The following is a 23,627-nucleotide window of genomic DNA, read 5'->3' on the forward strand; positions in this document are numbered from 1 at the left end:
TCTTAGGTATAACCCCGCCGGTCGCGCCACGCCGCCGGCCAGATGCCCTGCTTGCCCGGCGCGAGAATGCCGTTCGGGTCGAGCGCGTCCTTGATCGTTTCCGAGAGCCGCAGCAACGCACCGTCGTTGAAACTGTACTGCGCCGCCGCGAAATCCATATACGCGAGATGCGCGCGATATTCGCCATAGCCCGCGGCGCGTGCATCGCTCATCAACGAACGCAGCAGCGCGCCCGCCTGCTCGACCTGGTTCGCGTCGTCGCGGTCGAAAATCGCCGCGAAGATGTGATGCAGATGACGCACCCCCGCCGTAAAGCCGCCGTAGTAATCGAAGCCGTATTCCGCCGCGCGCGTCTTGACCATCGTGTACTGGCGCAGCGCATCGCGTCCAGTCGCCGGGCACACCGGCGCGAAGTCCACATGGGCGCCCGCGCCGCCGCGCCAGTCGAGCATGCGAAACGCGCTCATCGCCGGGATGCCGGCCATGTTGCGATCGCCACCCGCGGTGGGCTGCGCGTCGCCCGCGTAACGCGCGGCCGACAGTTTCGCCTGCGGCACGCGCGCGAAGGCGCGCTGCACGATCGCATAGTGCGCGTCGATCAGCTCAGGCGTGCCGTATAGCGCGAAATGAAGATTCCAGCGACCCACATTCAGCTTGTCGAGCATCGCCGCCACCGCGGTCTCGGGCATCGCGCCTTTGCCTTCGTACCACTGCTGACGGGCCGACAACCCCGCCGCCCGGCGCAAACCGCCTTCGATCACCGCGTGATTGCGGATCGTTTCATCGAGCCGCAACGGCCGCAGGATATCGACAACCGCCTCGAGATCCGCTTCGTGCCGGAACTGGATTTCGCCGAGCAGATAGGCGGGCGGCGCGGGCATCAGCCAGACGCCGAGCTTCGTGACGATGCCGTAGTTCGATTGCATGAACATCGCGTCGAAGGAAGGCCCGTAGCCCGGTTGATACAACTGCCACGCCGTGCCGATTTCGATCCCGCCCATTCCGGTGCGCAGCACGTCGCCGTTGGCGAGCACCACTTCCATGCCGCACTGCGCCGCCGCATGATCGCCGTACGCGGTATAACCGAAGCCGCGCTCGAGCGTGTTGCCGACCACGCTGCCCCAACCCGCCGCGGGCGGATCGACCCAGAGCCTGTAGCCGTGTTCGCGCAGATGCGCGTAGAGATCGAAGTAGCTGACGCCCGGCTCGACCAGCGCGTAGGCGAGCGTCTCGTTCACCTCGATGATGCGGTTCATGCGCTGCAAATCGAGCACCACCGAACCCGCGAGGCGCGGCGCCGCGCCACCGTACGCGAAGTTGCGCCCGGTCGAGACCGTCCACAACGGAATGCGAAATTGATTGGCAATCCGTAGTACCGCGCGAATCTCGTCGACGGATGCAGGCAGCAGCGCGGCCGACGCCGAGAACGCTTCGCGCTCGCCAGGCGCGAACGGATCGAGATACGCGGCGAGCCCGGCGGCCGAGGTTATCACCTGCGGCTCACCGAGAATGGAGCGCCACGCGGCCAGCGCGCGATCGAACCCGGCGGCGGACACCTTGGGCGGCAGGTTACGCGTCAAGGTGCCTCCCTTGCGGGCACGCAGGCGGGCGACGGCAAGCTAGCGGCGCATGCCGCCACCCATGCCGCCGTGCGACATGCCGCTCCAGACGTGCATCGATGCCCCGCCATGCCAGTTTCCGCGCGCCCCCATTCCATACGATCCGTGTCCATAACGCACATGATCCATGTGATGAAAATGATGGAAGCGGTCGACGAATACGATCGACACACCGGCACCGAAAAACACCGGCGGCCCCCAGTACCATGGATCGTAGTAATACACCGGAGCCGGGCCGAAGGCCAGCGCGCCGGCATCGTCTTCGACGATCTGCCAGCTGCCGTCCGGCTGCAGGCACGCCCGCCCGCCGACTTGCTGGATGACACCGTCGATTTCCGTCTGACCCACGACAAAGCGGCACGTCGAAGTATCGTTCAACGGCGCATTCGTGTCTGTTTGCGCCAGGGCCTGCGCAACGCTCGCGGCGCACAGACAAAGACACGCTACGCTGGAACACAGTTTGACGCCGGATTGATGAAAAGTACGCATGATTTCGCTACCTCGACGCGCCGGCGTTGCGACTCGCAAAAAGCGCGTCGGCACCGTAAAGACCCCGTCGGTTCGCCTCGCACGGGACCGTGCCGTCCCGGCGCACAGGTGAGCGCGGGAGAACAGGGTCCGGCAACGAGTAAACGAAATGCCACGCGGCGCTATTCCGACTTCGCACGCGCGTGCGAAGCGTTTCTGTTACCACGTGTTGCGAGGAGATCGTGTAGATCTTGTCACGGGCGTTTTACGGGGACGAGGCGCCTGCCGCGCTCCTGGGCGCTACTGCCAGGTCTCCGGTTTGCCGCCCAGCGCGCTGCACACCTCGATGGCGATCGAGCGCAGCTTGTCTTCCGCGATCGGCCCGGACAAGGCGTAACCCATGCGGTCGTTGACCCAGTAGAAGGTCCGGCGGTTGCCGTCGCGGAACAGGCGGAAGGCGGTTTCGTCGCGAGAAATACCCGTGATGTACAGCGTAAGCCGCTCGCCGCCACGGTTCTCGTACATGAACTGCGCAGCCGGCCCCGCTTCGCCGGGCAACAAGCGCCCTCCCACCAGCGAGTAACCGTACTCCTGCAACGACGGCACCGACAATGGCCGGTTCAGGCGCTTGGACAGCCAGCTGACCAGATGCTCTTCCTCGTTCGCCGCGACTTCGACGGGATGACGCCGCTCGGGCGTGTACACCGCGTAGGCGATGTCGGCACGCTCGGCAAAGCTCGGCGGCTGGCCGCCCAGCCCGTTCCATGCGCCGCCCGTCAGACGCGGCGCCAGCGGCCCCAAGGCGAGCGCGAGACCCGCGCCGGCCGCAAGCCAGCACGCCGCGAGACCGGCGCGTTGCCACCACGGCGTTGGCCGCCGCACCACGATGAAGGCCGGCTCGCCGGCGCCGCTCTGCTCCGTAGTCTCCTCACGCTCCTCACGCCCCTCACGTCCGTGACGCTCGCGCTTGCCCGGCGACGCCCCGCACAACGCCTGCAGCGCCGCTTTCTGCGCGCGCCACGCGGCCACCCGCGCGGCAGCCTCCGGTTGCCGGGTCAGTTGCGCCTCGATCGCGGCGTGCTCGGCAGGCGGCAACTCGCCGTCTATAAACGCTGACAGCGTTCGCAGATCGGGCCCCTCAGGCAGGCTGGAATCGTGGTCGTTATTCATCACGGATTTCTCACTACTTTCAGCGGCGGGACTTTACGCGCCAACCCCACGGCGCCCCCTTCGAGCGGCCCCTCCGTCATCAGCACGCGCATGTGTTCCCGCGCGCGCGACAGCCGCGACATCACCGTGCCGATCGGCACGCCGAGTGCCTTCGACGCTTCCTGATAAGACAGCTCCTCCACACAAACCAGCAGCAGCACCTCGCGCTGCTCGACCGGCAGGCAATACAGCGCCCGCTGCAGATCACGCAGCACCAGACCGTCGACTTCGCCATGCGGCGCTTCAAGATTGCGCCACGGCGCGCTTTCGTCGTCGACGGCAATCTCGCGACGGCCGCGCAGCTGATCGATGTAGAGATGCCGCAGGATCGTCAGGAGCCACGCCCGCAGGTTGCTGTTCGGACGAAACGCCGCCCAGCGAGCGAGCGCGCGCTCCGCCGTATCCTGCACGAGGTCGTCGGCCCAGGCGCGGTCGCCCGTCAGTGCACGCGCATAGCGGCGCAGCTGCGGGAGCCACGAAATCACTTCGGCTTCGAAATTCACCCGGCGTGGCAACGCTCAGTAGCCGCCGCCACTGCCTGAGTTACCGCTCGTACCCGAAGCGCTATTGTCGGTCGCGGCGGAGGTGCAGCCGCTCGTTGTGAGCGAGCCGAGCGCGAGCGCCAACAGCACGAATGCAGCGGAAAAGAGCCTGGATAGTGTCATGGTGAGTCTCCTGATGAGCGCAAGGCTAGCGCCTGCGAGCCGGGATCCGGTCGGCCGCCTGCGACATGCGGTGCAGCCATGCATGGATTAACGTGAGCGGGCCGCGATTTATTCCACATATGGCAACTGCGGGCCGTTCTTTTTCCGCCATCCCCATCGGGCGCGCTCGAACGTGGCCGAAGAAGGCGCCATTCGTCCGCAGATTCGTAACTCAACGTTACAGTCAATAGTTATCAGATGCTTATGTACGCGCAAGCCGTTATAGTGGACGCAGTTCGGCCGACGAGGCGTTCTGCCCCCACACAGGGTAGAATCGCGGCGAACAACCGTTTTACTAACCTGAATTGTCCATGGCTTCCGCAGAATCGCATCCGCAAAACGATTTCATGAACGCTGCGCGCAAAGAACGAAAGCGCGTCGAGATCTACCTTGTCAACGGCATTCGCCTGACAGGGTGCATCGAGTCGTTCGATCAGTATCTGGTGATGCTGCGCACGCCGGTTGGCCTGCAAGGCATCTACAAGCGCGCGATCTCGACGATCCAGCTCGACACCGGCACACGTCCGGCACCACGAGCCGGGCGGCCTTCGCACGGTGAGCACACCACGCGTGGCCCGCACGGCTCGCGTGAACCGCGCGACCACCGCGAGCCGCGCGAACCGCGTGAGTCGTACGGCGCGCCGGCCTCGGATCGCCCCGCGCCCGATCGCAGCGGCAGCACGTCCGACGGTCCGGTCGTGGTAACGCGCCGCCGGCGTCTGTTCGGCACCGGTGGCGGCGACGGTGGCAACCATGGCGGCGGCAATCATGGTGGCAACGGTGGCGGTAACGAATAAACCGCCGCCGCAGCGGCTTTGCTAGTCCGAGGGATAGCCGAGCCGCTGCAAGATTTTCTCCAGCCGCATTACCTGCAAGTCCGTCAGTTCAAATCCGCATTTGACCGCCAGCACGCGGCGCCGCCAGTACCCGGCGTCCAGCATGCGCAGCGCCGGTTGCCGTGTTGCCCAATCCAGATGTTCCAGTTCGGCTTCCACTACGTGTGACGCGTTGAAGCGCTGCGCGCGCGGAGCGTTTTTTCGGTCCATGTCGTTCGCTGCCTTGGTGTTCGCTGCTTCTGTTTGCTCCCCTCCCGAGCTGGATGTTGCCCGTTCACGGTATGCCGTGTGGTTTCGCCGGCCGGTGCGGCCGGTGGATGCTTTTGTTGTCAGGCGACACTCGGAAAACGACTTGATGCGGGATGGTTTTAACTTTTGTTTTTTTCTGTTGGCTTTTTGTCTGGATTTTCTGTTTGGGTTTCTGGTCTGGGTTTTGGGGCTGAAGGAGAGGCTTGCGGTGTAAGTGTCCAGGCAGTCTGGCCGGTGCTCGCGTCGTGCCGCTTTGCGCTATGCTGGACTTGTCGGCTTTTCTTCTTCTAACGGAGTACGTTATGGCCACGCAGAAACATCAGGTATCTCATCCCAAGGAAACAGCCCAGCCCGCTGAATCCGCAGAAGATCGCCTCGATGAAGCTCTCGAGGAAAGCTTTCCCGCCAGTGATCCGATCGCCGTCGATGTGGGGGAGCCCAAGCGGCGCTCGCCAGTGGAAGGGGAACCCTCCGGGGGGAAGAAGCGGCATTGAAGTTGGGGTTTTGGTTGCCTTGCGGCGTGGGTTGGTTTTTCCTTGCTCTGGCTTCTTTGGCCTTTTCTTGATTTGTTCGTGGTCTATTAGTGTTGCCCCTGTGCGGGGCGGCACTTACTAATGAGATGGTCAGCCTGACCGAAACGGCCCATAGGCTTACGCTTAGTGGGCCGTTTCCTTTTTAAAGGGGGCCATCATGGCAGACGCAAAGTTGATCGGTATCGATCTGGGCAAGCACTTCTTTTTCGTTCACGCACAGGACGCCCGTGGACAGCAACTCTGGCGCAGGAAGTTCACCCGCCATCAGCTCATCACGATGCTGGCCCAGCATCCGCCTTGCACCGTGGCCATGGAGGCGTGTGCCGGCGCCCATTGGCTCGCCCGCAAATTCCAGTCCTTTGGGCACCAGCCACGCTTGATTACCCCGCAGTTCGTCAAACCGTTCGTCAAGGGCAACAAGACCGACTTCGGCGACGCGCACGCCATCTGCGAAACCGCCTCTCGTCCATCCATGCGGTTTGTGGCCATCAAGACGCCCGAGCAGCAAACCCTGCTCGCGCTGCATCGCGTGCGCGAAGCGCTGGTGTCCGAGCGCACCGCCACCAGCAATCAGATTCACGCCTTCCTGCTCGAATTTGGCATCAGCCTGCCAACCGGGGCGCGCACCATTGCCCGCCTGCCGGCCCTGCTCGATGAGCCGGCACACGAGCTGCCACCGCGGCTCATCGCCACGCTGCTACGGCTGCATCGGCGCTATGGCCAGCTCAGCGATGAAATCGCCGACATCGAAAGGGATCTCAAGGCCCAGCTCGCTGAAGACGAGGCTGCACAGCGCCTGCTCACCATCCCGGGCATCGGCCCGATTACCGCCAGCAGGCTGATCGCGGTGGCCGGTGATGCGCACGCCTTCAGGCACGCCCGCGACTTTGCGGCCTCACTCGGGCTGGTGCCGCGACAGCACTCCACTGGCGGACGCGCCACGCTGCTGGGCATCAGCAAGCGCGGCAACGCCCAGTTGCGCAGTCTGCTGGTTCAGGGCGCGCGCGCCGTCATGCAACATATCGAGCGGCGCCATGACGCACTCGGCACATGGGTACGCGGCCTGCTGCAACGCCGTCACTCCAATGTCGTCGCCTGTGCGCTGGCCAATAAAATGGCCAGAATCGTCTGGGCGATTCTGGCCAGAGGCGGCGAGTACCGGGCACAACCCTGTCCCGCCTGATCAAGTACTACCTGCCTGCTACGGCATGCCTGCTTTTGCGACCACTGAGCTGTGATGAAGACCAACGGCACACGGCCCGATCGGAAACCTGACAAAGAATCCAGTCATCAAGACTGCCTTACTTTCTAGGTCAATCGGGTGCGGCTACTCATCAAGGGCCGGGCGTCCAACCACGCCCAACACCGAGCCCGGATACATTTGCGCAAGCCGTTTCATCCTACTCACAAATCGAGGTTGCAGAAACCAGGCTGACCATACATTCTTTGCCGCCGCAAAGAAAGATAAGCAAAGAAAGCGGCTTTACACCGCCAGCTCATAAGCGGGTCCCCCGCGCAGCCACGGTAGTGGTGCATCTGGAATCTGTGCCCCCGCACATTCGGCTTTAGTGACACAGGGCTCATCCGCTCCCACTTCGCACTGCGTGCGTCGCGGATGGGTATGCCAGGGAAACCAAGAGTGGGTCGGTGATTGCCGGTCGACGGCCGCGCTGTGCGGAGATCAGGCGAGTATGCTGAACGGCCGCTGCGCGGCTGCGGTGTTTCGGAAAGGGGAAATTGCAGCTTGGTGGCTGCGGCGCTTCGGAAACGCCGTTTTTACTACTGATAGCTGACCTGCGTTACTAAACGGTTTGTACGTCCTTGGATGCCCAAATACGTCCATGAACGTCCAATGGGTCAGGCGGCGCGTTTGCGCCGCCCTCCCATTTCTGTCTCCCCGCCTCCCGGCTGCCCGCTCAGTGCGTCGGCAGCCCGGTTTCCAGTTGACGTTGCAATTCGCGAACCTGACGTTGCGCGGCGCGCAGCTGGTCTTGCGCGGCAGCCTTCTGCTGCGCCAGCGCCGTTGCCTCGGCACGGGTCTGCGTCTGCTGGTTCGTAACAATCGTCTGCTGCTGATGCGCGACGTCAAGGTCAGCCTGCAAGCGGTTCGCACGGTCCTGCGACAACGCGATCATCCGCTCCGTGAACGCCTTCTGCGCTTCCAGCTGCGTGCGGCGAATCTCGACGTCAGACAACTGCACCGTCTGACGGACAAAATCCTTGTAAATCATGTCGGCACGCGAAGCATCCTGCGTCTTGATGACACGCCAGAAATTCTTCTGCTGGAACAACGCCACGTAGTACGTCATCTCCTTGCCGTAAAACAGCAAGCTCGCGCCGTAACTGCCGTTGTACGTCGTGCGCAATTCGCTCAGATCCGAGCCGCGGATCATCTGCTGCAATTCCGCCACATTGCCCGCAGCAGACTGCTTGGCTTCGTCCGGCGTCAACGCGTTCGTCTGCGCCTGTCCAGCCACTGTATTGGCCGGCAAAGCCGTCGTCGTGCCCGGCTGGGAAACGACGCCAGCGCTCGATCCACTATCCGGCAAAGCCTGCGCATTCACGCCCTGCACGGCCCCCATCGCGATGAATGCGGCCAGGGCAATCTGCCGTAGTTTCGACTTTCGGTCCATGTAAATCCTGCTTGAACAGTTTTTGTTTTAGTACAACCGTCTCATTATTACTCACTTTCGCGGGTTTCGGGCTCTTCGTCGAAAATTTGGTACTTGCGCATCTTCTCCCACAAAACCTTGCGGCTGATACCCAGATAAAGCGCCGTGTCCTGACGGCGCCAACCGTTTGCGTCGAGCGCGGCCAGCACGCGATTGCGCTCGGCCATGTCCCATTTGCTGCGGTCCACCAGCACCTCGGCGGCGCTCTCGGCCGGCACCGGCTGACTGGTGCGGGCAAGCGCGAGCAGCCGCTGCAGGCGCGCCGCGTCCCACGCGCCGATCTGACGCACCGTCACGCCGATCCGCTCGGCCAGATTGCGCAGTTCGCGCACATTGCCGGGGAAGTAAGTGTCGGCTACCGCGTCGGCGAGCCAGTATGGCAGGTCCGGCAAGGCGGCAAGACGGTCGCTGCCGACAACCTGCGCGATGAACGCCTTGAAGATCGCAATCTTGTCGACGGCGCCCCGCTCTTCGAGGGACGGAATCTTCAACTCGATCACGGCAAGCCGATAGTAAAGATCGGCGCGGAAAGTGCCGTCCTTGACCAGTTGCGGCAGATGCTTGTTGGTCGCCGCGACCAGCCGGAAGTCGAGCTTCACCGGCGTGGCCGAACCGATTCGCGTGACCGCGCTGTCTTCGAGCACGCGCAGCAGCTTGACCTGCTGGTAGAGCGGCAAATCGCCGATTTCGTCGAGAAACAGCGTGCCGCCGTCGGACTGCTCGAAGTAACCCTTGTGCGCGACCACCGCGCCCGTAAACGAGCCTTTCGAGTGGCCGAAAAACAGCGATTCGAACAGACCGTCCGGAATCGCGCCGCAGTTCACCGCGACGAACGGACCCTGCCCGTAGCGGGTGTGTTTTTCGTGCAGCAGTTGCGCGATGCGCTCCTTGCCGACGCCGGTTTCGCCGTGCACCAGCACGCTCGTGTCGCAGTCGGCAAACGTATCGACTTCGTGCAGCAGCGCCTGCATGCACTCCGAGTTAGCGATCATCGCATCCGACTCGTGCGTCTTGGCGCTGTGCGCGCGCAGCTGCAGCACGAGCTTCATAACCATGCCGCGCAATTCGGCGCAGGTGAAGTCGAGCGGCAGGATATGCGAATAGTCGGACGGGTAAGTCGCCGGATCATGGTCGCGCGGTGCCGCGCCGACCCACACCACGGGGATGCCGTGCGCGGCCTGCCAGTCGCGCATGAGCAGCGCGCCGCTGTCGATCACCGAAACACTGATGATCGCGAGCGACGGCCGCAGCGCGGTCCGTTCAGGCGAGATCGCGATATCGTCCGCGCGGATCACTTCGACGTCGAAGCTCGCCATGCAGCGCGCGACCCGGTCGACGATGTCGGCCTTGCCCTCCCAGACGTAGATATCGAGTTCCTCGATTTTGGGGTTGGTTCTCATAAGCGCGAAATCAATAAACCAGTTGTGCCTGACCGCAGGCAAGCCCGAGATCGTGGACCGTCGCTACGCCGATCTGGACACCGAGGAGTTGTAAAAGAGGAATAAGCAGTCCGTCCAGCGACTGCAGGACGGGCGTCAGCAATGTCACGAGGCCGCTGACGAGGGGTGCGGCCAAACCGGTGACGTCAATACCCAACAGCCATACGTGGAGTGCTCCAGGGTTTCCTGACGTCCCTGAAAATCCGCTAGCGAGTTGCGTCAGCAGACCGCCTGCCGCTGAGCCGATGCCGTTGGTGTTGGTGCTCTGGTAGTCATCGCTGTCCCCTTGCACGCCGTTAAATTTCAGAACCGTAGGTGAGGCCTGCACAGCAAGATTAAGTCCGCCTCCGGTTGAGCTTTGAACCGAAACATTTACCAGCCCGATCCCAAGCAGCGACACTTGGGTGATCGTCGCCGGCTGGCTACAACTGGTTGGCACGGTCGTGTTGGTCATATTGCTGGCGGCATCGCCACCGATGCATAGGCCCGCGATTCCCGGCGTCGCGGAAATCCAGCTGTAGCTAGTCGCGCGCTGGGTCGAACACTGCGTGGTCTGCAAATAAGCGTTCCCCTGCCCAACTTCGATGTAGATCGGCAAATTCAATGCATTGATGGTCGCGACCAGCGGAATGCTCACGCTGACGAGATTCACGTTCAGGTACAGCCGCACCACGGCGGAATGCGCGCTGGTCCGGTAGCTGCCGTCCGGGTAGGTGCCTGCCTCGCCAACTGCGATGACAGGTGGCTGGATAATCTGAGCCTGTGCTGTGATGCTCGCAATCGGCGCGAGATTAAGCGCCGCACCGAGATTGATGGCCGCCGTCCCATTCGCGATCTCGGCAGCCGCCATCAGCACGTCAAGCGCGTTGACCGTGGCGGTGGCGGCCGCCTGCGGGTCGCCGAGACCAATGGCCAGCAAACCGTTCTGCGACGAAGTATTGCCTATGTTGATTGTCGTCGTGCCCGTCGACGCGCTTGCAATGGTGCCCAGCGCACTTACTACGTTGGCGCTGGCTACGTTGCCCTGACTCAGCACCGTCGCCATCGCCGTCGCAAGTTGTGCGACCGTGACCTGCGCCTTGAGCAGGTCGTTCATCGAGCTCACACCAAGCGCGATCGCCAGATCCAGCAGCTTGATCTGGGCGGTCGCCAGACCCTGGTACGACCCCACGTCCAGATTAAGACTCGTGTTGAGCAAACCGTTCAACAGGCCATTTACCAGCCCACCCGACAGGGCGACTATCGACGTGCTAAGCGAAAAGGACCGGATATTCGTTGCCTGCGCGGTCGCTGTCGCCGTCAGCGTGCGTGTCTGCCCCACCAGAAACAAAAACGATACGGGCTGGCTCGCCACGACCTGCACTGCGTTAAGCGGTACAGCGGTGGGCGACGCCGTGGCAGACACAAAATGAGATTGCGTTGAGGTCGCCGAGGGATCCCATCGGCCGCAAGTTGGCTGGAGGGCGCCACTGCTCGACAGGCCATTCGCCGTCGCATTCAGTTGAGCCGAGTTCATCGCCGCTGTACAGGTACCCGCGCTGCCGATCGTCTGTGCGCCCGCCGCAGCGGAAAGATCCGCGATGCGTTGCAAATCGCGGCGCACATAGTAGAAGTGGCCGATATCGATTGCAGCCATTGTGATGACCGCGATGCTCACCCATACGGCCGCCAGAAATGAAACCGCGCCACGCTGCGAGCGGGGCGACATGGCGGTCGTGCGGCGCTTGCGCATACTGCGCAAGCGCTGGACGGAGGGGTGGGAAGCAATGCGTGAAAACATGTTAATTCTGGGGCAATTGCCCGCTCATGCCGCCACCTTGCCCGCCTCCGCTGCCCTGGTTGATCGCCGACCCGTACATATCGGGGATCTTCGATTTGAACGACGCCATGTAACGCTGGTATGCAAGACCGGCCTCTTCGCCAAGCATCGGCTGTTCCGGAGCAGCTTGACTATTGCTGCGTTGCAGATCGAGCCACGCCGTTGTCGCATGATCGACTTCGCTGCGGGCGACCGGCGGCTCGGAAGCGGTCTGAGCGTGCGCAATCTCCAGCGTGCCGGCCGCCAGCATCACGACCAGCGCGCCACAGGCCAGCCTCGGCATTCCCCTGCTTCTTCCCTGATATTTCATTTGGTCTCTCCTGCCCGTCGGCCTGTTATTGTGCAAACCGCTGCAGCAAACGCGGCGCGGGTTCCATCATTGCCTGAGCACTGGCGACAGGTCCTGGCTGGGTTCCTGGTGAACGCGCCGCTCCCGGTGGCTGTGCGCGTGCTGCCGCAACGACTTTGGCCGCTTCATTGCGAATCGCCGTACGCAAGTCCAGCGAGAATTTCTGCTGGTTCATCAGCGCCTGCGCCCTATCCGCCTCTCCGTCGACGAGCAGATACAGCGCAATATTGCTGGCGATCTTTGGATTGTTCTGGTCAAGCTCCGCTGCTTTCATCAACGGCACCCGGGCACCATTGATATCACCGGCACGCATACGCGCATAACCGAGATCCGAGAGCACTGATGCATCTGTCGGCGCCAGTTGTGCCGCCTGCTGCAATTCATCCACGGCCCGACTGAAATCACCTGAAGCGCCTGCGATCAAGCCCAGACCACGATGCCCGCGCGACGCGAGCGGCGTTTGCAGCAAGCGCGCATACGCGCTCGCGCTTGCCTCAGGTTGATCTGTCATGCGCAACGCGTCGGCGCGCAACAGAATCGTGTCTGGCGTCACCCCATACTGCTTCTCATAAGCGTCGATATGCGCGAGCGAGGCAAAGTACAGCCCTTGCGACTGCATGCGGTCGATCAACCCGAGATACATGCCGGGTGTATCCGGCGCAGGGTCCCGATTGGCCTGCTGGATTAAAGCCTGCCGCTCGGCCTGCGGGCCGACACCATAGCCCATATCCTTTGCGCAAGCGCCAAGCAGCACAAGCACCATGACTGGAACGACGCCCTGCGCCGCCCGTACAAAGCCATTCGATTTCATGTTTAAAGTCATCGCCATGCTCCTATCGATTCATCGCTTTCAGCGCATGCGATACCGACAGAACGCCGGGCCCCGCTGTGACAATCATCAACGCCGGCAGCAAGGTCAAAATCATCACGCCGGTCATCTTCACCGTCATTCGACCGATACGCTCCCGCAACATCGCGCGGCGCGTTTCGCGCAAGCGGTCGCCAAATTGTTTGAGCGGCTCCTGCACCGCCCCCCCGTGACGATCGACTTGAATCAGCAAACGTACCACCGCTTGCAAATCCTCATTTTCGTAACTCGAAGCGAGCCGCTGCAACGACTGCTCGCGGGTACGGCCGGCAGCAAATTGCCGCTGTGCAATCTCCAACTCGCTAGACAACACAGGCAATATTCCGTGGAAGTCATTGACCATCACCTGGAGGCTCTGATCCAGTGACAAGCCGACGCCCTGGAGCAAGCGCAAGAGATCGACCAGCATGGGCAATTCATCGACGACGCCACGGCGCCGCGCCGCCGCGCGTCTGCTCAGGACGATCTTCGGCAGCATGACACCGGCCGCCATCCCGGCGAGCACCAGCATCACGTAGCGCGGCCCATCTATATGACCGCCGAGAATCATGCCGACAAGCAGGGGCAAAACGATTGCGCCGGCGATCCGGGCAATCAGGAAAAGCCCGCGAGAACGCGCATCGACAAAGCCGCATTGCTCCAGCAGGCGGCGATCTTCCTCCGCCACGATGTGTCGGCCAATTGGCGTATCGAGCCAGCGAATGCCGGTATGCGCAAAGCGCTCGAGCATCCCCTTCATGCCACTCGCAGGCACGCCCATATCCTGCCTGGCCGGTGCGGCATTAGCGCCGCGTGCCGCCGCTGCGACGGAGTTTTGCAACGCGCGTTCGTCGAGTGCCTGCGTGAGCGTACGGTCGCTGCGCCGCGCGGCAACGATCCGCGCGATCAAAAGTCCCGCGATCAGGAGCGAAGCCAACGCCGCGAGACCAAGCGCCAGGGCAATCAGATAATTGGGTTGTGCTGTCATGATTTCAGCCGAGCCAATCGGTACAACAAATATGCGCCAAGCAGTTGCAGACCGAATGCGAGATACAGCAACTGGCGCCCGCTCGGATCGAACCACATCGATCCGAAATAGCTCGGATTGGTGAGAATCAGAAACCCCCCAATCCCGACCGGCAACATACCGAGCACCCACGACGACATGCGCGTCTCCGAGGACATCGCCACCAGCTCGCGTTCGGCCTGTTCCAGGTCACGCATGAACGACGCCATCCTGTCTAGCATCACGTCGGCCCGACCGCCATATTTGACGGACAGGCGCAATACCGCTCCCACTAGTTCCAGCTCGCGCGCGCCATACAGCAACGCAACGTGAGAGAGCGCGCGATCGATCTCGACACCGGAGCGCAGCATCCGCGAGACATGATCGAGGCACTCGCGCAGCGGTGCTTCGGTGGTTTGCAATGCGGCCTGGAAGGCCGCTGGCACGCTGTTACCCAGCGTTATCAGGCGAACAATGCCATCAAGAAACGACGGCAACTGCCGGACGATTGTCTGGCGGCGCTTGCTCGCACGCATCGACAGCACGAAGTAGAGAAACACGAGGCATGCGGCTAACGTCACACCGGCTGCCAGCGCGCCTCCCTCCTTTGCCGCGAGGAGGCACAACGCCAATCCGATGCCTGCAACGATCAGCGTAAGGGCGCGGGAATTTCGCAAACCCGCACGATTCATCAGGTTTCCGAATGAATAGCCAACTCGCGCTTTGATGTACCGCCATTGTTCATTCCAGCCTGCCCCGGGCGCTGGAGCCTGTGGCATAAACGAAACAGCAGGCGCCGTACGGCGCGCAGTCGCAGTACGGGACACCTGCACGGTCGGCGCCGGCTGGGCAGCGGCCATCCGGCTGTCGATGAAACGCGCAGTACTCGCCTGGTCTTTGCGTTGCGCACCGCGCTGCAATATCAGCAGCGCGCCTGCTGCGCAGAGCAGCGCAAGCGCAACAAAGACCATGACTGCGCTAGACATTGAAGCCCCCGCCGAAACCGCCACCGCCCGTGTCGAAGCCCGAGCCGCCGAAGCCACCCGTGTTAGTCGAACCGCCGAGCACCTGCCTGAAACGCGCCAGCTTGGGCGAATGCGGATGAATGCCGAGCGAGACCCACTGGTCCAGCTCCTCTCCATCCTGTGTCATCACGGGCTCGTAACGATAGAGTTCCTGAGTCGCGATAATGTTGTCGGAAAGCCCGGTCACTTCGGTAATCGACAAAATCCGCCGGCGCCCATTCGACAGGCGGCCGATCTGCACAATGAAATCGATCGCATTGGCGATCTGGCGGCGCAGGCTCGACTCGGTGCCCTGAAAGCCCGCGAACCCCGCCAGCATTTCCAGCCGGTAGAGACATTCACGCGGCGAGCTGGCGTGCACCGTGCCCATCGAGCCGTCGTGACCGGTGTTCATTGCCTGCAGCATTTCCAGTACTTCCCCGCCACGCACTTCGCCGACGATGATGCGGTCGGGCCGCATCCGCAAGGTATTGCGCAGCAGGTCGCGAATCGTTACGACACCCGCGCCGTCGAATCCACCCGGACGACTTTCGAGCCGCACCACATGCGGATGGTTAAGCGAAAGCTCGGCCGTGTCCTCGATCGTCACGACGCGTTCCGCATCAGGGACGTGAAACGCCAGAGCATTGAGCAACGACGTTTTTCCCGAACTTGTCCCGCCGGATACCAGCACGTTGCAGCGCGCAGCCACCGCGGCTTCGAGCAGCGCGCCAATTTCCGGACTGTAGGTACCGTTGCCGAGCAGATCATCGGGGCGCAGCGGATCTTTACGGAACTTGCGGATCGATACGATCGGCCCGTCGATCGACAGTGGTTCGATCACCACGTTGACGCGGCCGCCATTTGGCAAGCGCGCATCGACCATCGGGTTCGATTCATCAAGACGACGGCCAATCGGCGCAAGAATACGCCGTACGATGCGCAACAAATGTGCGTTGTCGGCAAAGCGCACCTGAATTCTGGTCAGAATGCCGTGGCGCGATACGTACACGTCGTTGTAGCCGTTGATCAGAATGTCTTCAACGGCCGTATCGTTCAGCAGATCCTCAATGGGCCCAAAGCCGGCCAGTTCCTTGGTGAGCGCCTCCGCGATCGCGCGGACCTCGGATTCGTTGATCGGAATTCTGCGCAGCCGGACAAAGCTGTCCATCTCCAGATCGACGAACTGGTTGATCGCATTACGCGACCAGCGGCCGAACTCCGAGCCGAGCTCCTCGATCCGAGTGAGCAGATGTTCGTGCGCCGCGTTCTTGATGTCCTGGAACTGCTGGCTATGCGCGAACGAAGGCGCGTCGTCGGCAAATTCGATTTCTTTTGCCATCGTCTATGACCGCTTGTAAGTGGTTGGAATGAAGCGCTTGAGCGCGCCGAGCGCGGATTTACCGCCTGCTTGCGAGGCCGCGCGCGCTGCGCCGCCGAGCCGTTCGATCAAGGGTTCGAGTGCGCGCACGTATGGATCGCGCGCCGCGACATCGGCCAGCAGATGTCCCTGGTTGACCGCCTGACCGAGCGTGATGCGCCGCTCCGGCAACGTGGCCAGCAACGGAACTTCCAGCCGCTGTGCGATCTGTGCGGCGGCGAGCCCGAGGTCGGCGTCGAACTTGTTGACGATCAGTTGCACGTTCGCCGTGTCCACGCCCTCCTCGCGCAACGCGTCGAGCACGCCGACCGCCGACACGATCGAGGCCACGCCCTGATCGCACAGCAGCCAGGTTTCGTCTGCGGCCTGCACGACGTGGGCGATGAACTCGCTATTGGTGAAGCCGCCGAGATCGACGATCTGCTGGTCGAAGAACGCGCGCAACCGGTTCAGCAAACCGATCGACGACGAGTACGAGACCTCGCGCATATCAGCGAGATTCGGCGGCAACGTGGTCAGCGCGAGACCACTTGAATGATGCGACAGCGCGGTATGCACGAAGGTCTGATCGAAGCGGCGCAGATTGCGCACGGCTTCGACGAAGTTGAATTCGCTACGTGTGTTCAGGAGCAACGAGCCGTCGCCGGCCGGCAAGCCGAGATCGAGCAACGCGGCTTGCCGTCCTTGCGCCACGTCGCGCCGCTGCAACATCACCGAGAGGTTCGCCGCCAGCGTGCTCACGCCCATGCCGATGCGCGCGCCCAGCAACGCGGTGACCTGACCATGGCGGCTGACCGGTTCGACCAGGTTGTCCAGAACCTGACGCGTGATGCGCAGCGCATCTTCCGCCGCTGCGGACACGTCGATGAAATCGCGCACACCGGCGCGCAACGCAGCCAGGGCGCTTTCAGGCTCGGCAAGCGTGCCGAGCGCGACGATCTGCATGCCAGGATAGGCGGTGCGGACCGCGCTCGCTGCGGCACTCGCCGCAGCGGCACGGCCGCCGGAAAAATCGACAAACACCAGCGACGGATTCAGCGCTGCAATGCGCTGCATCAGCATCGACGGATCGAGTGTGGCCGCTTCGACCACACCTGCGCCCACCAGCGTATCGGCGAGCCAATGCACGTGCGCGTCGGCCAGCGACGCGAACACGAAATAGTCGGTGACCGCCCGTTCAGTCAATGAATGCGTTCTCGCGTTCATGTTGGACATCCTTTTGCGGCATCGGCTGAAGTGCCACCGCCTTGTACTGCTCGCTACAACGCGCGACCTGCACTGAAGCGCAGGGCACTTTGGCACAGGGCCAAAACGCGCGACATGCTGAAGGCTCGCGCCTGCTCACTTCGAGAACCCGGGTAAAGCATCCGGGGATGCGAATCCGCCGATCAACGCGCGCCACACCGGACCGTTGCGCTGCTCAGACTGCTCGCCCGGCGTGGACGGCAGCGTTGCACCCTTCGCAATCGGAGACACCAGATGAGGCGTCACGATAATCACGAGTTCCTTATCGTTCTGCTGGTAGTTCAACTGCTTGAAGAACGCGCCAATGACCGGCAAATCCCCTAGCAACGGCACCTTTCCAACGTTCGAGATCGTTTCGCGATCGATCAGGCCGCCAATCACGAAACTCTCGCCATCACCGAGCTCAACTGTCGTGTCGGCGCGCCGGGTGGTGATCGCGGGAACCGACACGCCGCTAATCGTCACGGCGTTCGTGAAATCGAGCTGACTCGCCTCCGGCGCCACTTTCAGCGCGATGCGCTGTGGGCTGAGCACGGTCGGCGTAAGCGTCAGGCCCACGCCATAGGGTTTGTATTCAATCGACGTCGTACCCAGCCCTTGCGGAATCGGCACCGGGATTTCTCCACCGGCGAGAAAACTCGCGCTTTGGCCGGACAACGCCACGAGAGTCGGTTCCGCGAGGACCCGCGCGAGGTTGTTGCTCTCCAGCAGGCTCAGGTTCGCGAACAACCCATGCGTGGCGGAGTTGAAAATCAGGTTGAACGCCGACGAAATCGGCGACGTCATGGTTGTTTGCGGTTGCTGCCCCGCGGTCGCGGAAACCGAGGTCAGCGCCGACGGCGCAAACGAGCCAAACGAAAAACCGTTGTTCTGCTTGAAGAAGTTGAAGCCCACTTCTTTAAGCACCGTGCGGCTGAACTCCACGACCCGCACGTCGACCTGCACCACTGAGCGCGTGGCGACCGTCGACGTGTCGTACGTCGCGACACTTGCGCCCGCGTCGCCGCCAATCCCGCCCGCGTCGCCCCCCTTCCCGCTCGCACCGAGACCGGCGCCACCACCGGTGCCGCTGCCGCTGTCCCCGCGAGTCGCCCGCTGACGCGCTTCGATTTGCGCGGCCACGACTGCTCGCTGGTGCTTCTCCATGGTCTGCGTCGTGCCGGAAATCAACGCAGTGTCGCCGAGTACTTTCACAGCAGGCGTGTCAGGCCCGAGCAGCGTTCGCGAGGCAGCGGTAGTCACGTTGACCGTATAGGAAATCGGCACATCTTTGCCCTGTTCCCACAGCATGATGCTGGTGGTACCGGGTGATTTTCCGATCAACAGCACACCACCCGCCTTGTCGCCTTTTATGATCAGCACATCAGCCACGGTCGGGTCGCCGATCGCGACGCGCCGCAAGGTGTGACCGCTCGCGAGCGTTTGCTGTGAGCCGACAATAATGTCGAGATTTTGCGCGCCGGCGGCAGCATCGCTCACCGACGACACGGCGAGCGATGCTGCGCACAACATCGCCATAGTCCCGTATGTAAAAAAGCGTTCTTTCATTTTGTTTTGGGCGCGTGTGGCCGCCTGCTCCCTGAAACTGCTATCGGGCGACCATTTCGGCGCGCCCACCCCGTATGACTTCGATGGCGCCACTCGTACTCCCTGCAACCCTCGTCAAGGGAGCGGCAATCCGTGGCGCTGCTAGTGTCCGACCAGTCGTGTTTCCTGTTGTGCCCGACAACGCATCAAGCGAAAGGCCGGCGGCCGCCCGGGTCGAATCCTTGAGCGGCTCCCCGCCAGCTTGTGCCGATGTCTTCAGCACTGACGGTAGCGTCGCGAATGCATTTGCATCGACAACGTCCGTGTCGTTTGGATTACGCAACGCGAATACAAGACGACCGGATGTTTCAGCGAGCGTCAGCCGGTCCACATCGGCGACGGGAACGGCAAGCACGGCAGTGCGCACCATTCCGTTCGGGTCGCCCGAGTTGTCGTTGCCGGCCGTGGCATTACCGAAAGCCAGCACGCGTAACTTCGAGATCAGGAGGCGCGCCTGCGTACGCTCGATCTCGGCATTGCCAGCCATGGTTCCGTCGCGTTTCAACGTAAAGAAAACATCGACGAGATTGCCAGGACGCAGCCGGTTGCCGACCGCATTGGATTCGTCGACGCGCACAGCGACCGCCCGCTCACCGGGTGCGATACGCTCGGCGATCCCCGACGACAATTGAGCTTCCAGTACTGGCGCCTGCGCACCGATGTCCGCATTTGGAATACGGCCTACAAGCTGCGCCGGATCGGTGAAGGCGCCGTTCGGATTGATCGGCAACGACTGAACGCGTAATCCGTCGACCGTGATCGGCTGGCCGGCCGGCAGAGCACGCGTTGCTACAACGACCGGAAAACTGGCTTGTGCGACCGACGTCGCCGGCAGGGTAGCCGGCTTGCGCGAAAGCGTTACCGCGAAAATACCGAGTAACAAGGCCAATACGATCAGCAGGCCTGCTGCGATTTTGGTTAGTTTAGGCATGCTGACTCACCGGGTAAGTCGATTGCGCCCGCCGGCTGATGCACTCGGAAGAGTGAAGCCGTCCAGTGCGACGAGGGGCAGGTGCGTAAGTCAAAGTATGTTCACCGGATTGAGTTGCACCGTTGCTGTACCGCTCAGGTTCTGTGGCAGCAAAAGGCCAAGACCCGGCAACGTTGGGATGAGCGGGCTGGCGGCGTAGTTATAGGTCAACGTGACGGCGATACAGGTCATGGTGGCATCGTAGCTACACGTCGCTTGCGCAGTCTGGCAGGTGGCGGTCTGAATCATCTGCGCAACCATGTGAGTGGCCGTGTTGCAAGCGGCCGTGGCACGTAAGCCAAGCGCGCCGGGCACGGTGCTCGCCGATTGATAGTTCAATGCAGCGCGCGCGCCCTCCGCGGTGGCAAGCGTCAGGCTCTGTTGCGCGACGAAGATCATGCTGAACGTCACGATCACGTAAAAAATCGAGAAAAAGAGCGGGAAAACGAGCGCGAATTCGACGGCGGTTGCGCCACGCTGCAAGTCTTTCCGGCACGTGACGAGACGCGCCCCTTTGCGAGAGTTGCGCCGTGTCGAATACATGGTCATCGCGCGCTCCCGGCAACAAGCTGGGTCGTCAACCATACAATCGTCGGCAAGGTCAGACATGCCACGAACGGCGTGGCGCGCTTGCCTGCCAACTCGAATGTCGGCGCTCGACGCTGCAGCAACGATGCGAAACGGGTACGGGTAGTCACCAGCAACCAGACTGCGTGAATGCCGGCCGCCAGACTCGCGACCGCCCACAAACCGAACAACGCATGCATTCCGCACCATGCCCCAAGCACGGCGAACACTTTGACGTCTGCAGCCCCCATTACGCCGATGGCGAAGAAAGGCAGCAATGCGATCAGACCAACCGCGGCGCCGATCGCAGCCTGCGTAATGGAAATGCCGAATGGATTTTGGCGCGCGAATGCGCACGCCAATGCCGTCACCAAACCGGTAACGATTATTGAATTCGAAATGCGCCGGCTACGGCAGTCACACACGGCGACCCACGCTGCCCACGCGACGAACAGGAATAGAGTGACGGACGAGTTCATGTCAGCCTCGACAGGCGAAACAAAACGCATACGGACTACTACCGCAGTCCATATGCTTCCTATCGGGAAGACCCCTGAATAATTAGCAGGTCAGCCGACGCAAACGTCGGCTTTCCTTAACAGGAAAATGCAGGGGCCCTGCAGTCTATTAAGCTGCGGCTGGCAGCAGGGCCGCGATGGCGACGAATGCCGCCTTCAATTGCGTCCCCAGGCCCTGAACTGTCGCTCCAATAACAACGACGATAAGGCCTGCAATCAACCCGTATTCCAGAGCCGTCACAGCCCGGTTATCTCTCAGGAAGCGTTTGGCGAACTTTTTCATTTTTACCCTCGGACTTTCATTTATTTCGTTTGTTTACGTGCTGCTTCGGATGACGGAGTCTTGAGCGCTTCGGACCATTGGTCTCTCATTCCTGGTCCTGCTTGTTGCGCCGCAGAAGCACCGCCTTGCAGCCGGCTTCAATAAAACAGATGTGTATGAGCTGTCTGTTCGATTACGCACCTCCTCGTGTCAATCCTTGATGCTTTCGGGTTTTATAGCCGAACAATCATATTTAAGCAATTGTCCGCTGCCCTTAGCCCTACACCATATGCGTTTTGGTGTCGTACTCAGGTTAACGGCAGTTCGTGCGTTGCAGCACATAGGAATAACCATGAGTTAGATTCGCTGCACTAATTATTTGTTTGAACAGAACGTTTCAAGCGCGCCGGACCCTCTCGTTGCACATGCGTTACCCCGTGTTTCGTAACGGCGCGCGCGGCTCGTTACGTTACGCAGCCCTCGCAAACGTTTAGCGGATTCAATCTCCCCCGCTATATCTGAGTTAGCGGACACTCCATCAATTCCTCGCAAAGCCATATCACATATGGCTTCACGCCCTTCAGTAAAAAAATATCCAGCATTGCTCAGTCGAAATGGCACGGCTCATGCAGAGATAGGCACGCAGCAACACCCAATAACACATGCGATGCGAGGGCGACATGAACATTCAAACGGCCAACACCACAGTACGAACCACCCTGATTGCAGCCAGCGTGGCTGCGATGCTTTCTCTTGGCGCCTGCGGGGGCTCCGGAACCCTAAGTACGGGCACAGGCAGCAACACCAGCGGTAGCGGTTCCGCCGGCGGCGCGCTGTCCACCAGCAGCGGCAGCGGCTCGATGGGCTCGGGCGGTTCCGGCACAAATACCACCGGCAGCAATGGCTCAGGAAGCGGCTCCGGCACGGGTACGGGAACCGGTACGGGCACCGGAACAGGAACGGGCACGACCCCGGTCGCGAATGCACTCGGCACAGTCGTCGGCAACACCGGTGGCGTGGTCAGCGATGCGGGCTCGGTGGTCTCGGGCATCGGCAGCGTGATCGGCTCGCAAACACTGCCCGGCGTCAGCTCGCAAACCACTCAGGCCGCCGGCGGCATCGTGCAGCAAGTCGGCTCGGCAGTCTCGACACTCGGCAGCGGCGTATCGCAAGGACTCGGCCAACTCGGCACCGGCGGCGACGCGGTCGGCACGACAGTGTCGAGCCTCGGCGGCGTGGTCGGTCATGTCGGCGGCGCGGTCACGGATGCAGGCAGCCTCGTAACGAGTCTCGGCAGCGGCCCGCTCGCGCCGCTGGCAGCGGTCACCACGCCGCTCGGCGGTGTCGTCAATACGCTCGGCGGCGCTGTGACCAACGCAGGCAGCACGCTCACCACCGTGCTCTCGACGGGCCCGGTTCAACAAATCACGCAAACGCTCAGCACCGCAATCACACCGATTACGTCGATGGTCGCAGCGACTACGCAGACGGTCGGCAACACCACGGGCCTCGGCGCGCCGCTGAACGGCCTGCTCTCGACCCTCGGCGGCGGTCTGGGCAAAGCCGGCACGCTGATCAGCGCAACCGGCGGCAATCCGATCACGGCAGCGCTCGGTCATACGGTCACGGATACGGGCACCACGGTCGCATCGCTGGGCGGTCTGCTCACCGGCGGCACCAGCGGCAATCCGCTGGCTCCGCTCACCAGCGTACTCGGTGGCTTAACGGGCGGCAGCAGCAGCGGCCCACTCGCTCCAATCACCGGGCTGCTCGGCGGCTTGAGCGGCGGCTCCAGTTCCAGCGGCAGCCCGCTTGCACCGATCACCGGCCTGCTCGGCGGCCTGACCGGCGGCTCCAGCTCCAGCGGCGGCCCGCTCGCTCCGGTTACCGGCTTGCTCAGCGGCGTAACGGGCGGCCTCGGCGGTGCCTCCAGCGGCAGCAGCCCGTTGGCGCCCGTCACCGGCCTGCTCTCGAGCGTCACCAGCGGCTTGAGCAGTGCAACCGGCGGCAGCAGCAGCCCGCTCGCACCGGTTACCGGTTTGCTGACGAGCGTCACCGGCGCACTCGGCGGCGTCACCACCACGGCAGCCGCCACGCCGGCCGCTACGACCAGCACCACTTCGACGACGTCGAGCCCCGGCCTCTCGCTGTCGAGCACCAGCGGCAAGGGATCGTCGGGCAGCAACCCGCTCGCCCCGGTGACATCGCTCCTCGGCGGCCTGCTCGGCGGTCTGGGGAAGAAGTAAGCCATGCGGTCGCAGTCGTCGAAAAAAGCGCAGTCACCAGCATCCGGAGCGCGGCCCGCCAGCCGTGCCCCGGCTCTGCCGGAACCTGGCTGAATTG

25 protein-coding genes are annotated in these 23,627 nt (G+C 62.5%); 5 read left to right on the plus strand and 20 right to left on the minus strand.

The features are described 5' to 3' along the window. Positions 1-2: 2 nt before the first annotated feature. The 5 genes from BCY88_RS09960 to BCY88_RS39810 all read right to left on the minus strand — a co-directional run bounded on the left by BCY88_RS09960 (position 3) and on the right by BCY88_RS39810 (position 3,961). Complete coding sequence (locus BCY88_RS09960; protein ID WP_120344088.1) at positions 3-1,580, minus strand: FAD-binding oxidoreductase; 1,578 nt, start codon at positions 1,578-1,580, stop codon at positions 3-5. A gap of 39 nt (positions 1,581-1,619) precedes the next feature. Then, positions 1,620-1,997: a hypothetical protein gene (locus tag BCY88_RS09965; protein WP_259461347.1), complete on the minus strand. Its 378-nt coding sequence runs from the start codon at positions 1,995-1,997 to the stop codon at positions 1,620-1,622. Positions 1,998-2,387: 390 nt separating this feature from the next. After that, positions 2,388-3,257, minus strand: coding sequence for an anti-sigma factor (locus BCY88_RS09970; protein ID WP_120344090.1), 870 nt, complete (start codon positions 3,255-3,257; stop codon positions 2,388-2,390). Further along, on the minus strand, positions 3,257-3,799 hold the full coding sequence (locus BCY88_RS09975) for an RNA polymerase sigma factor (protein WP_120344091.1): 543 nt from the start codon (positions 3,797-3,799) through the stop codon (positions 3,257-3,259). The genes BCY88_RS09970 and BCY88_RS09975 overlap by 1 nt, the downstream gene beginning before the upstream one ends. 15 nt (positions 3,800-3,814) lie before the next feature. After that, positions 3,815-3,961, minus strand: coding sequence for a hypothetical protein (locus BCY88_RS39810; RefSeq protein ID WP_183081330.1), 147 nt, complete (start codon positions 3,959-3,961; stop codon positions 3,815-3,817). Positions 3,962-4,311: 350 nt separating this feature from the next. Between BCY88_RS39810 and hfq the strand changes: the two genes are divergently transcribed. Then, entirely contained in the window at positions 4,312-4,797 is a 486-nt protein-coding gene (gene hfq, locus BCY88_RS09980) for an RNA chaperone Hfq (protein ID WP_120344092.1), read from the plus strand. A 21-nt stretch (positions 4,798-4,818) separates the two neighbouring features. Here hfq and BCY88_RS09985 read toward each other — a convergent pair whose 3' ends face one another. Then, positions 4,819-5,046, minus strand: coding sequence for a hypothetical protein (locus tag BCY88_RS09985; protein WP_120344093.1), 228 nt, complete (start codon positions 5,044-5,046; stop codon positions 4,819-4,821). On the opposite strand from BCY88_RS09985, the gene BCY88_RS09990 reads away from it, so the two are divergent. The 3 genes from BCY88_RS09990 (at position 5,045) to BCY88_RS10000 (ending at position 6,801) form a co-directional block, all read left to right on the plus strand. Beyond that, positions 5,045-5,299: a hypothetical protein gene (locus BCY88_RS09990; protein WP_120344094.1), complete on the plus strand. Its 255-nt coding sequence runs from the start codon at positions 5,045-5,047 to the stop codon at positions 5,297-5,299. The genes BCY88_RS09985 and BCY88_RS09990 overlap by 2 nt on opposite strands. 88 nt (positions 5,300-5,387) lie before the next feature. Then, the gene (locus BCY88_RS09995) at positions 5,388-5,579 is read left to right on the plus strand and encodes a hypothetical protein (RefSeq protein WP_120344138.1); all 192 of its coding nucleotides are present in this window, start codon (positions 5,388-5,390) and stop codon (positions 5,577-5,579) included. A gap of 196 nt (positions 5,580-5,775) precedes the next feature. Beyond that, positions 5,776-6,801 (plus strand): IS110 family RNA-guided transposase, encoded by a 1,026-nt coding sequence (locus BCY88_RS10000; RefSeq protein WP_120344095.1) that lies wholly within the window; start codon positions 5,776-5,778, stop codon positions 6,799-6,801. A gap of 733 nt (positions 6,802-7,534) precedes the next feature. Here BCY88_RS10000 and BCY88_RS10005 read toward each other — a convergent pair. The 14 genes from BCY88_RS10005 to BCY88_RS10070 all read right to left on the minus strand — a co-directional run bounded on the left by BCY88_RS10005 (position 7,535) and on the right by BCY88_RS10070 (position 21,305). Beyond that, positions 7,535-8,251: a DUF2968 domain-containing protein gene (locus BCY88_RS10005; RefSeq protein WP_120344096.1), complete on the minus strand. Its 717-nt coding sequence runs from the start codon at positions 8,249-8,251 to the stop codon at positions 7,535-7,537. A gap of 47 nt (positions 8,252-8,298) precedes the next feature. Then, positions 8,299-9,690, minus strand: a complete 1,392-nt coding sequence (locus BCY88_RS10010; protein WP_120344097.1) for a sigma 54-interacting transcriptional regulator — start codon at positions 9,688-9,690, stop codon at positions 8,299-8,301. A 10-nt stretch (positions 9,691-9,700) separates the two neighbouring features. Continuing rightward, a complete protein-coding gene (locus tag BCY88_RS10015) occupies positions 9,701-11,509 on the minus strand; it encodes a TadG family pilus assembly protein (protein ID WP_120344098.1) in 1,809 nt (602 codons plus the stop codon). A 1-nt stretch (position 11,510) separates the two neighbouring features. Beyond that, on the minus strand, positions 11,511-11,831 hold the full coding sequence (locus BCY88_RS10020; RefSeq protein WP_259461352.1) for a DUF3613 domain-containing protein: 321 nt from the start codon (positions 11,829-11,831) through the stop codon (positions 11,511-11,513). Between the two features lie 52 nt (positions 11,832-11,883). Further along, on the minus strand, positions 11,884-12,708 hold the full coding sequence (locus tag BCY88_RS10025) for a tetratricopeptide repeat protein (RefSeq protein ID WP_120344100.1): 825 nt from the start codon (positions 12,706-12,708) through the stop codon (positions 11,884-11,886). 22 nt (positions 12,709-12,730) lie between these two features. Next, the gene (locus BCY88_RS10030) at positions 12,731-13,732 is read right to left on the minus strand and encodes a type II secretion system F family protein (RefSeq protein WP_120344101.1); all 1,002 of its coding nucleotides are present in this window, start codon (positions 13,730-13,732) and stop codon (positions 12,731-12,733) included. Next, complete coding sequence (locus tag BCY88_RS10035) at positions 13,729-14,736, minus strand: type II secretion system F family protein (protein WP_120344102.1); 1,008 nt, start codon at positions 14,734-14,736, stop codon at positions 13,729-13,731. The genes BCY88_RS10030 and BCY88_RS10035 overlap by 4 nt, the downstream gene beginning before the upstream one ends. Continuing rightward, entirely contained in the window at positions 14,729-16,096 is a 1,368-nt protein-coding gene (locus BCY88_RS10040; protein WP_120344103.1) for a TadA family conjugal transfer-associated ATPase, read from the minus strand. The genes BCY88_RS10035 and BCY88_RS10040 overlap by 8 nt, the downstream gene beginning before the upstream one ends. Before the next feature lie 3 nt (positions 16,097-16,099). Further along, positions 16,100-17,341, minus strand: coding sequence for a fimbrial protein (locus tag BCY88_RS10045; RefSeq protein WP_120344104.1), 1,242 nt, complete (start codon positions 17,339-17,341; stop codon positions 16,100-16,102). Between the two features lie 135 nt (positions 17,342-17,476). Next, the gene (locus BCY88_RS10050; protein WP_120344139.1) at positions 17,477-18,928 is read right to left on the minus strand and encodes a type II and III secretion system protein family protein; all 1,452 of its coding nucleotides are present in this window, start codon (positions 18,926-18,928) and stop codon (positions 17,477-17,479) included. A gap of 40 nt (positions 18,929-18,968) precedes the next feature. After that, positions 18,969-19,898, minus strand: a complete 930-nt coding sequence (gene cpaB, locus BCY88_RS10055; protein ID WP_120344105.1) for a Flp pilus assembly protein CpaB — start codon at positions 19,896-19,898, stop codon at positions 18,969-18,971. A gap of 90 nt (positions 19,899-19,988) precedes the next feature. Continuing rightward, entirely contained in the window at positions 19,989-20,486 is a 498-nt protein-coding gene (locus BCY88_RS10060; RefSeq protein ID WP_120344106.1) for a TadE/TadG family type IV pilus assembly protein, read from the minus strand. Further along, positions 20,483-20,983, minus strand: a complete 501-nt coding sequence (locus tag BCY88_RS10065) for an A24 family peptidase (RefSeq protein WP_120344140.1) — start codon at positions 20,981-20,983, stop codon at positions 20,483-20,485. Before BCY88_RS10065 ends, BCY88_RS10060 begins: the two co-directional genes overlap by 4 nt. A 148-nt stretch (positions 20,984-21,131) precedes the next feature. Further along, the gene (locus BCY88_RS10070; protein WP_120344107.1) at positions 21,132-21,305 is read right to left on the minus strand and encodes a Flp family type IVb pilin; all 174 of its coding nucleotides are present in this window, start codon (positions 21,303-21,305) and stop codon (positions 21,132-21,134) included. A gap of 659 nt (positions 21,306-21,964) precedes the next feature. Between BCY88_RS10070 and BCY88_RS10075 the strand changes: the two genes are divergently transcribed. After that, positions 21,965-23,530 carry a collagen-like triple helix repeat-containing protein gene (locus BCY88_RS10075; RefSeq protein ID WP_120344108.1) on the plus strand — a complete coding sequence of 522 codons (1,566 nt, stop codon included), beginning with the start codon at positions 21,965-21,967 and terminating at the stop codon, positions 23,528-23,530. Positions 23,531-23,627 lie beyond the last annotated feature (97 nt).

Origin of the sequence: Paraburkholderia fungorum, from assembly GCF_003610895.1 — a bacterium.
Lineage (GTDB): Bacteria > Pseudomonadota > Gammaproteobacteria > Burkholderiales > Burkholderiaceae > Paraburkholderia > Paraburkholderia fungorum_B.

Excerpts from the sequence above, each read along its gene's own strand:
- BCY88_RS09970 (WP_120344090.1), bottom strand. The coding sequence starts at position 3,257 with ATGAATAACGACCACGATTCCAGCCTGCCTGAGGGGCCCGATCTGCGA.
- BCY88_RS39810 (WP_183081330.1), bottom strand. The coding sequence starts at position 3,961 with ATGACACTATCCAGGCTCTTTTCCGCTGCATTCGTGCTGTTGGCGCTC.
- hfq (WP_120344092.1), top strand. The coding sequence starts at position 4,312 with ATGGCTTCCGCAGAATCGCATCCGCAAAACGATTTCATGAACGCTGCG.
- BCY88_RS09990 (WP_120344094.1), top strand. The coding sequence starts at position 5,045 with ATGTCGTTCGCTGCCTTGGTGTTCGCTGCTTCTGTTTGCTCCCCTCCC.
- BCY88_RS09985 (WP_120344093.1), bottom strand. The coding sequence starts at position 5,046 with ATGGACCGAAAAAACGCTCCGCGCGCGCAGCGCTTCAACGCGTCACAC.
- BCY88_RS09995 (WP_120344138.1), top strand. The coding sequence starts at position 5,388 with ATGGCCACGCAGAAACATCAGGTATCTCATCCCAAGGAAACAGCCCAG.
- BCY88_RS10000 (WP_120344095.1), top strand. The coding sequence starts at position 5,776 with ATGGCAGACGCAAAGTTGATCGGTATCGATCTGGGCAAGCACTTCTTT.
- BCY88_RS10005 (WP_120344096.1), bottom strand. The coding sequence starts at position 8,251 with ATGGACCGAAAGTCGAAACTACGGCAGATTGCCCTGGCCGCATTCATC.
- BCY88_RS10010 (WP_120344097.1), bottom strand. The coding sequence starts at position 9,690 with ATGAGAACCAACCCCAAAATCGAGGAACTCGATATCTACGTCTGGGAG.
- BCY88_RS10015 (WP_120344098.1), bottom strand. The coding sequence starts at position 11,509 with ATGTTTTCACGCATTGCTTCCCACCCCTCCGTCCAGCGCTTGCGCAGT.
- BCY88_RS10020 (WP_259461352.1), bottom strand. The coding sequence starts at position 11,831 with ATGCCGAGGCTGGCCTGTGGCGCGCTGGTCGTGATGCTGGCGGCCGGC.
- BCY88_RS10025 (WP_120344100.1), bottom strand. The coding sequence starts at position 12,708 with ATGAAATCGAATGGCTTTGTACGGGCGGCGCAGGGCGTCGTTCCAGTC.
- BCY88_RS10030 (WP_120344101.1), bottom strand. The coding sequence starts at position 13,732 with ATGACAGCACAACCCAATTATCTGATTGCCCTGGCGCTTGGTCTCGCG.
- BCY88_RS10035 (WP_120344102.1), bottom strand. The coding sequence starts at position 14,736 with ATGTCTAGCGCAGTCATGGTCTTTGTTGCGCTTGCGCTGCTCTGCGCA.
- BCY88_RS10040 (WP_120344103.1), bottom strand. The coding sequence starts at position 16,096 with ATGGCAAAAGAAATCGAATTTGCCGACGACGCGCCTTCGTTCGCGCAT.
- BCY88_RS10045 (WP_120344104.1), bottom strand. The coding sequence starts at position 17,341 with ATGAACGCGAGAACGCATTCATTGACTGAACGGGCGGTCACCGACTAT.
- BCY88_RS10050 (WP_120344139.1), bottom strand. The coding sequence starts at position 18,928 with ATGAAAGAACGCTTTTTTACATACGGGACTATGGCGATGTTGTGCGCA.
- cpaB (WP_120344105.1), bottom strand. The coding sequence starts at position 19,898 with ATGCCTAAACTAACCAAAATCGCAGCAGGCCTGCTGATCGTATTGGCC.
- BCY88_RS10060 (WP_120344106.1), bottom strand. The coding sequence starts at position 20,486 with ATGACCATGTATTCGACACGGCGCAACTCTCGCAAAGGGGCGCGTCTC.
- BCY88_RS10065 (WP_120344140.1), bottom strand. The coding sequence starts at position 20,983 with ATGAACTCGTCCGTCACTCTATTCCTGTTCGTCGCGTGGGCAGCGTGG.
- BCY88_RS10070 (WP_120344107.1), bottom strand. The coding sequence starts at position 21,305 with ATGAAAAAGTTCGCCAAACGCTTCCTGAGAGATAACCGGGCTGTGACG.
- BCY88_RS10075 (WP_120344108.1), top strand. The coding sequence starts at position 21,965 with ATGAACATTCAAACGGCCAACACCACAGTACGAACCACCCTGATTGCA.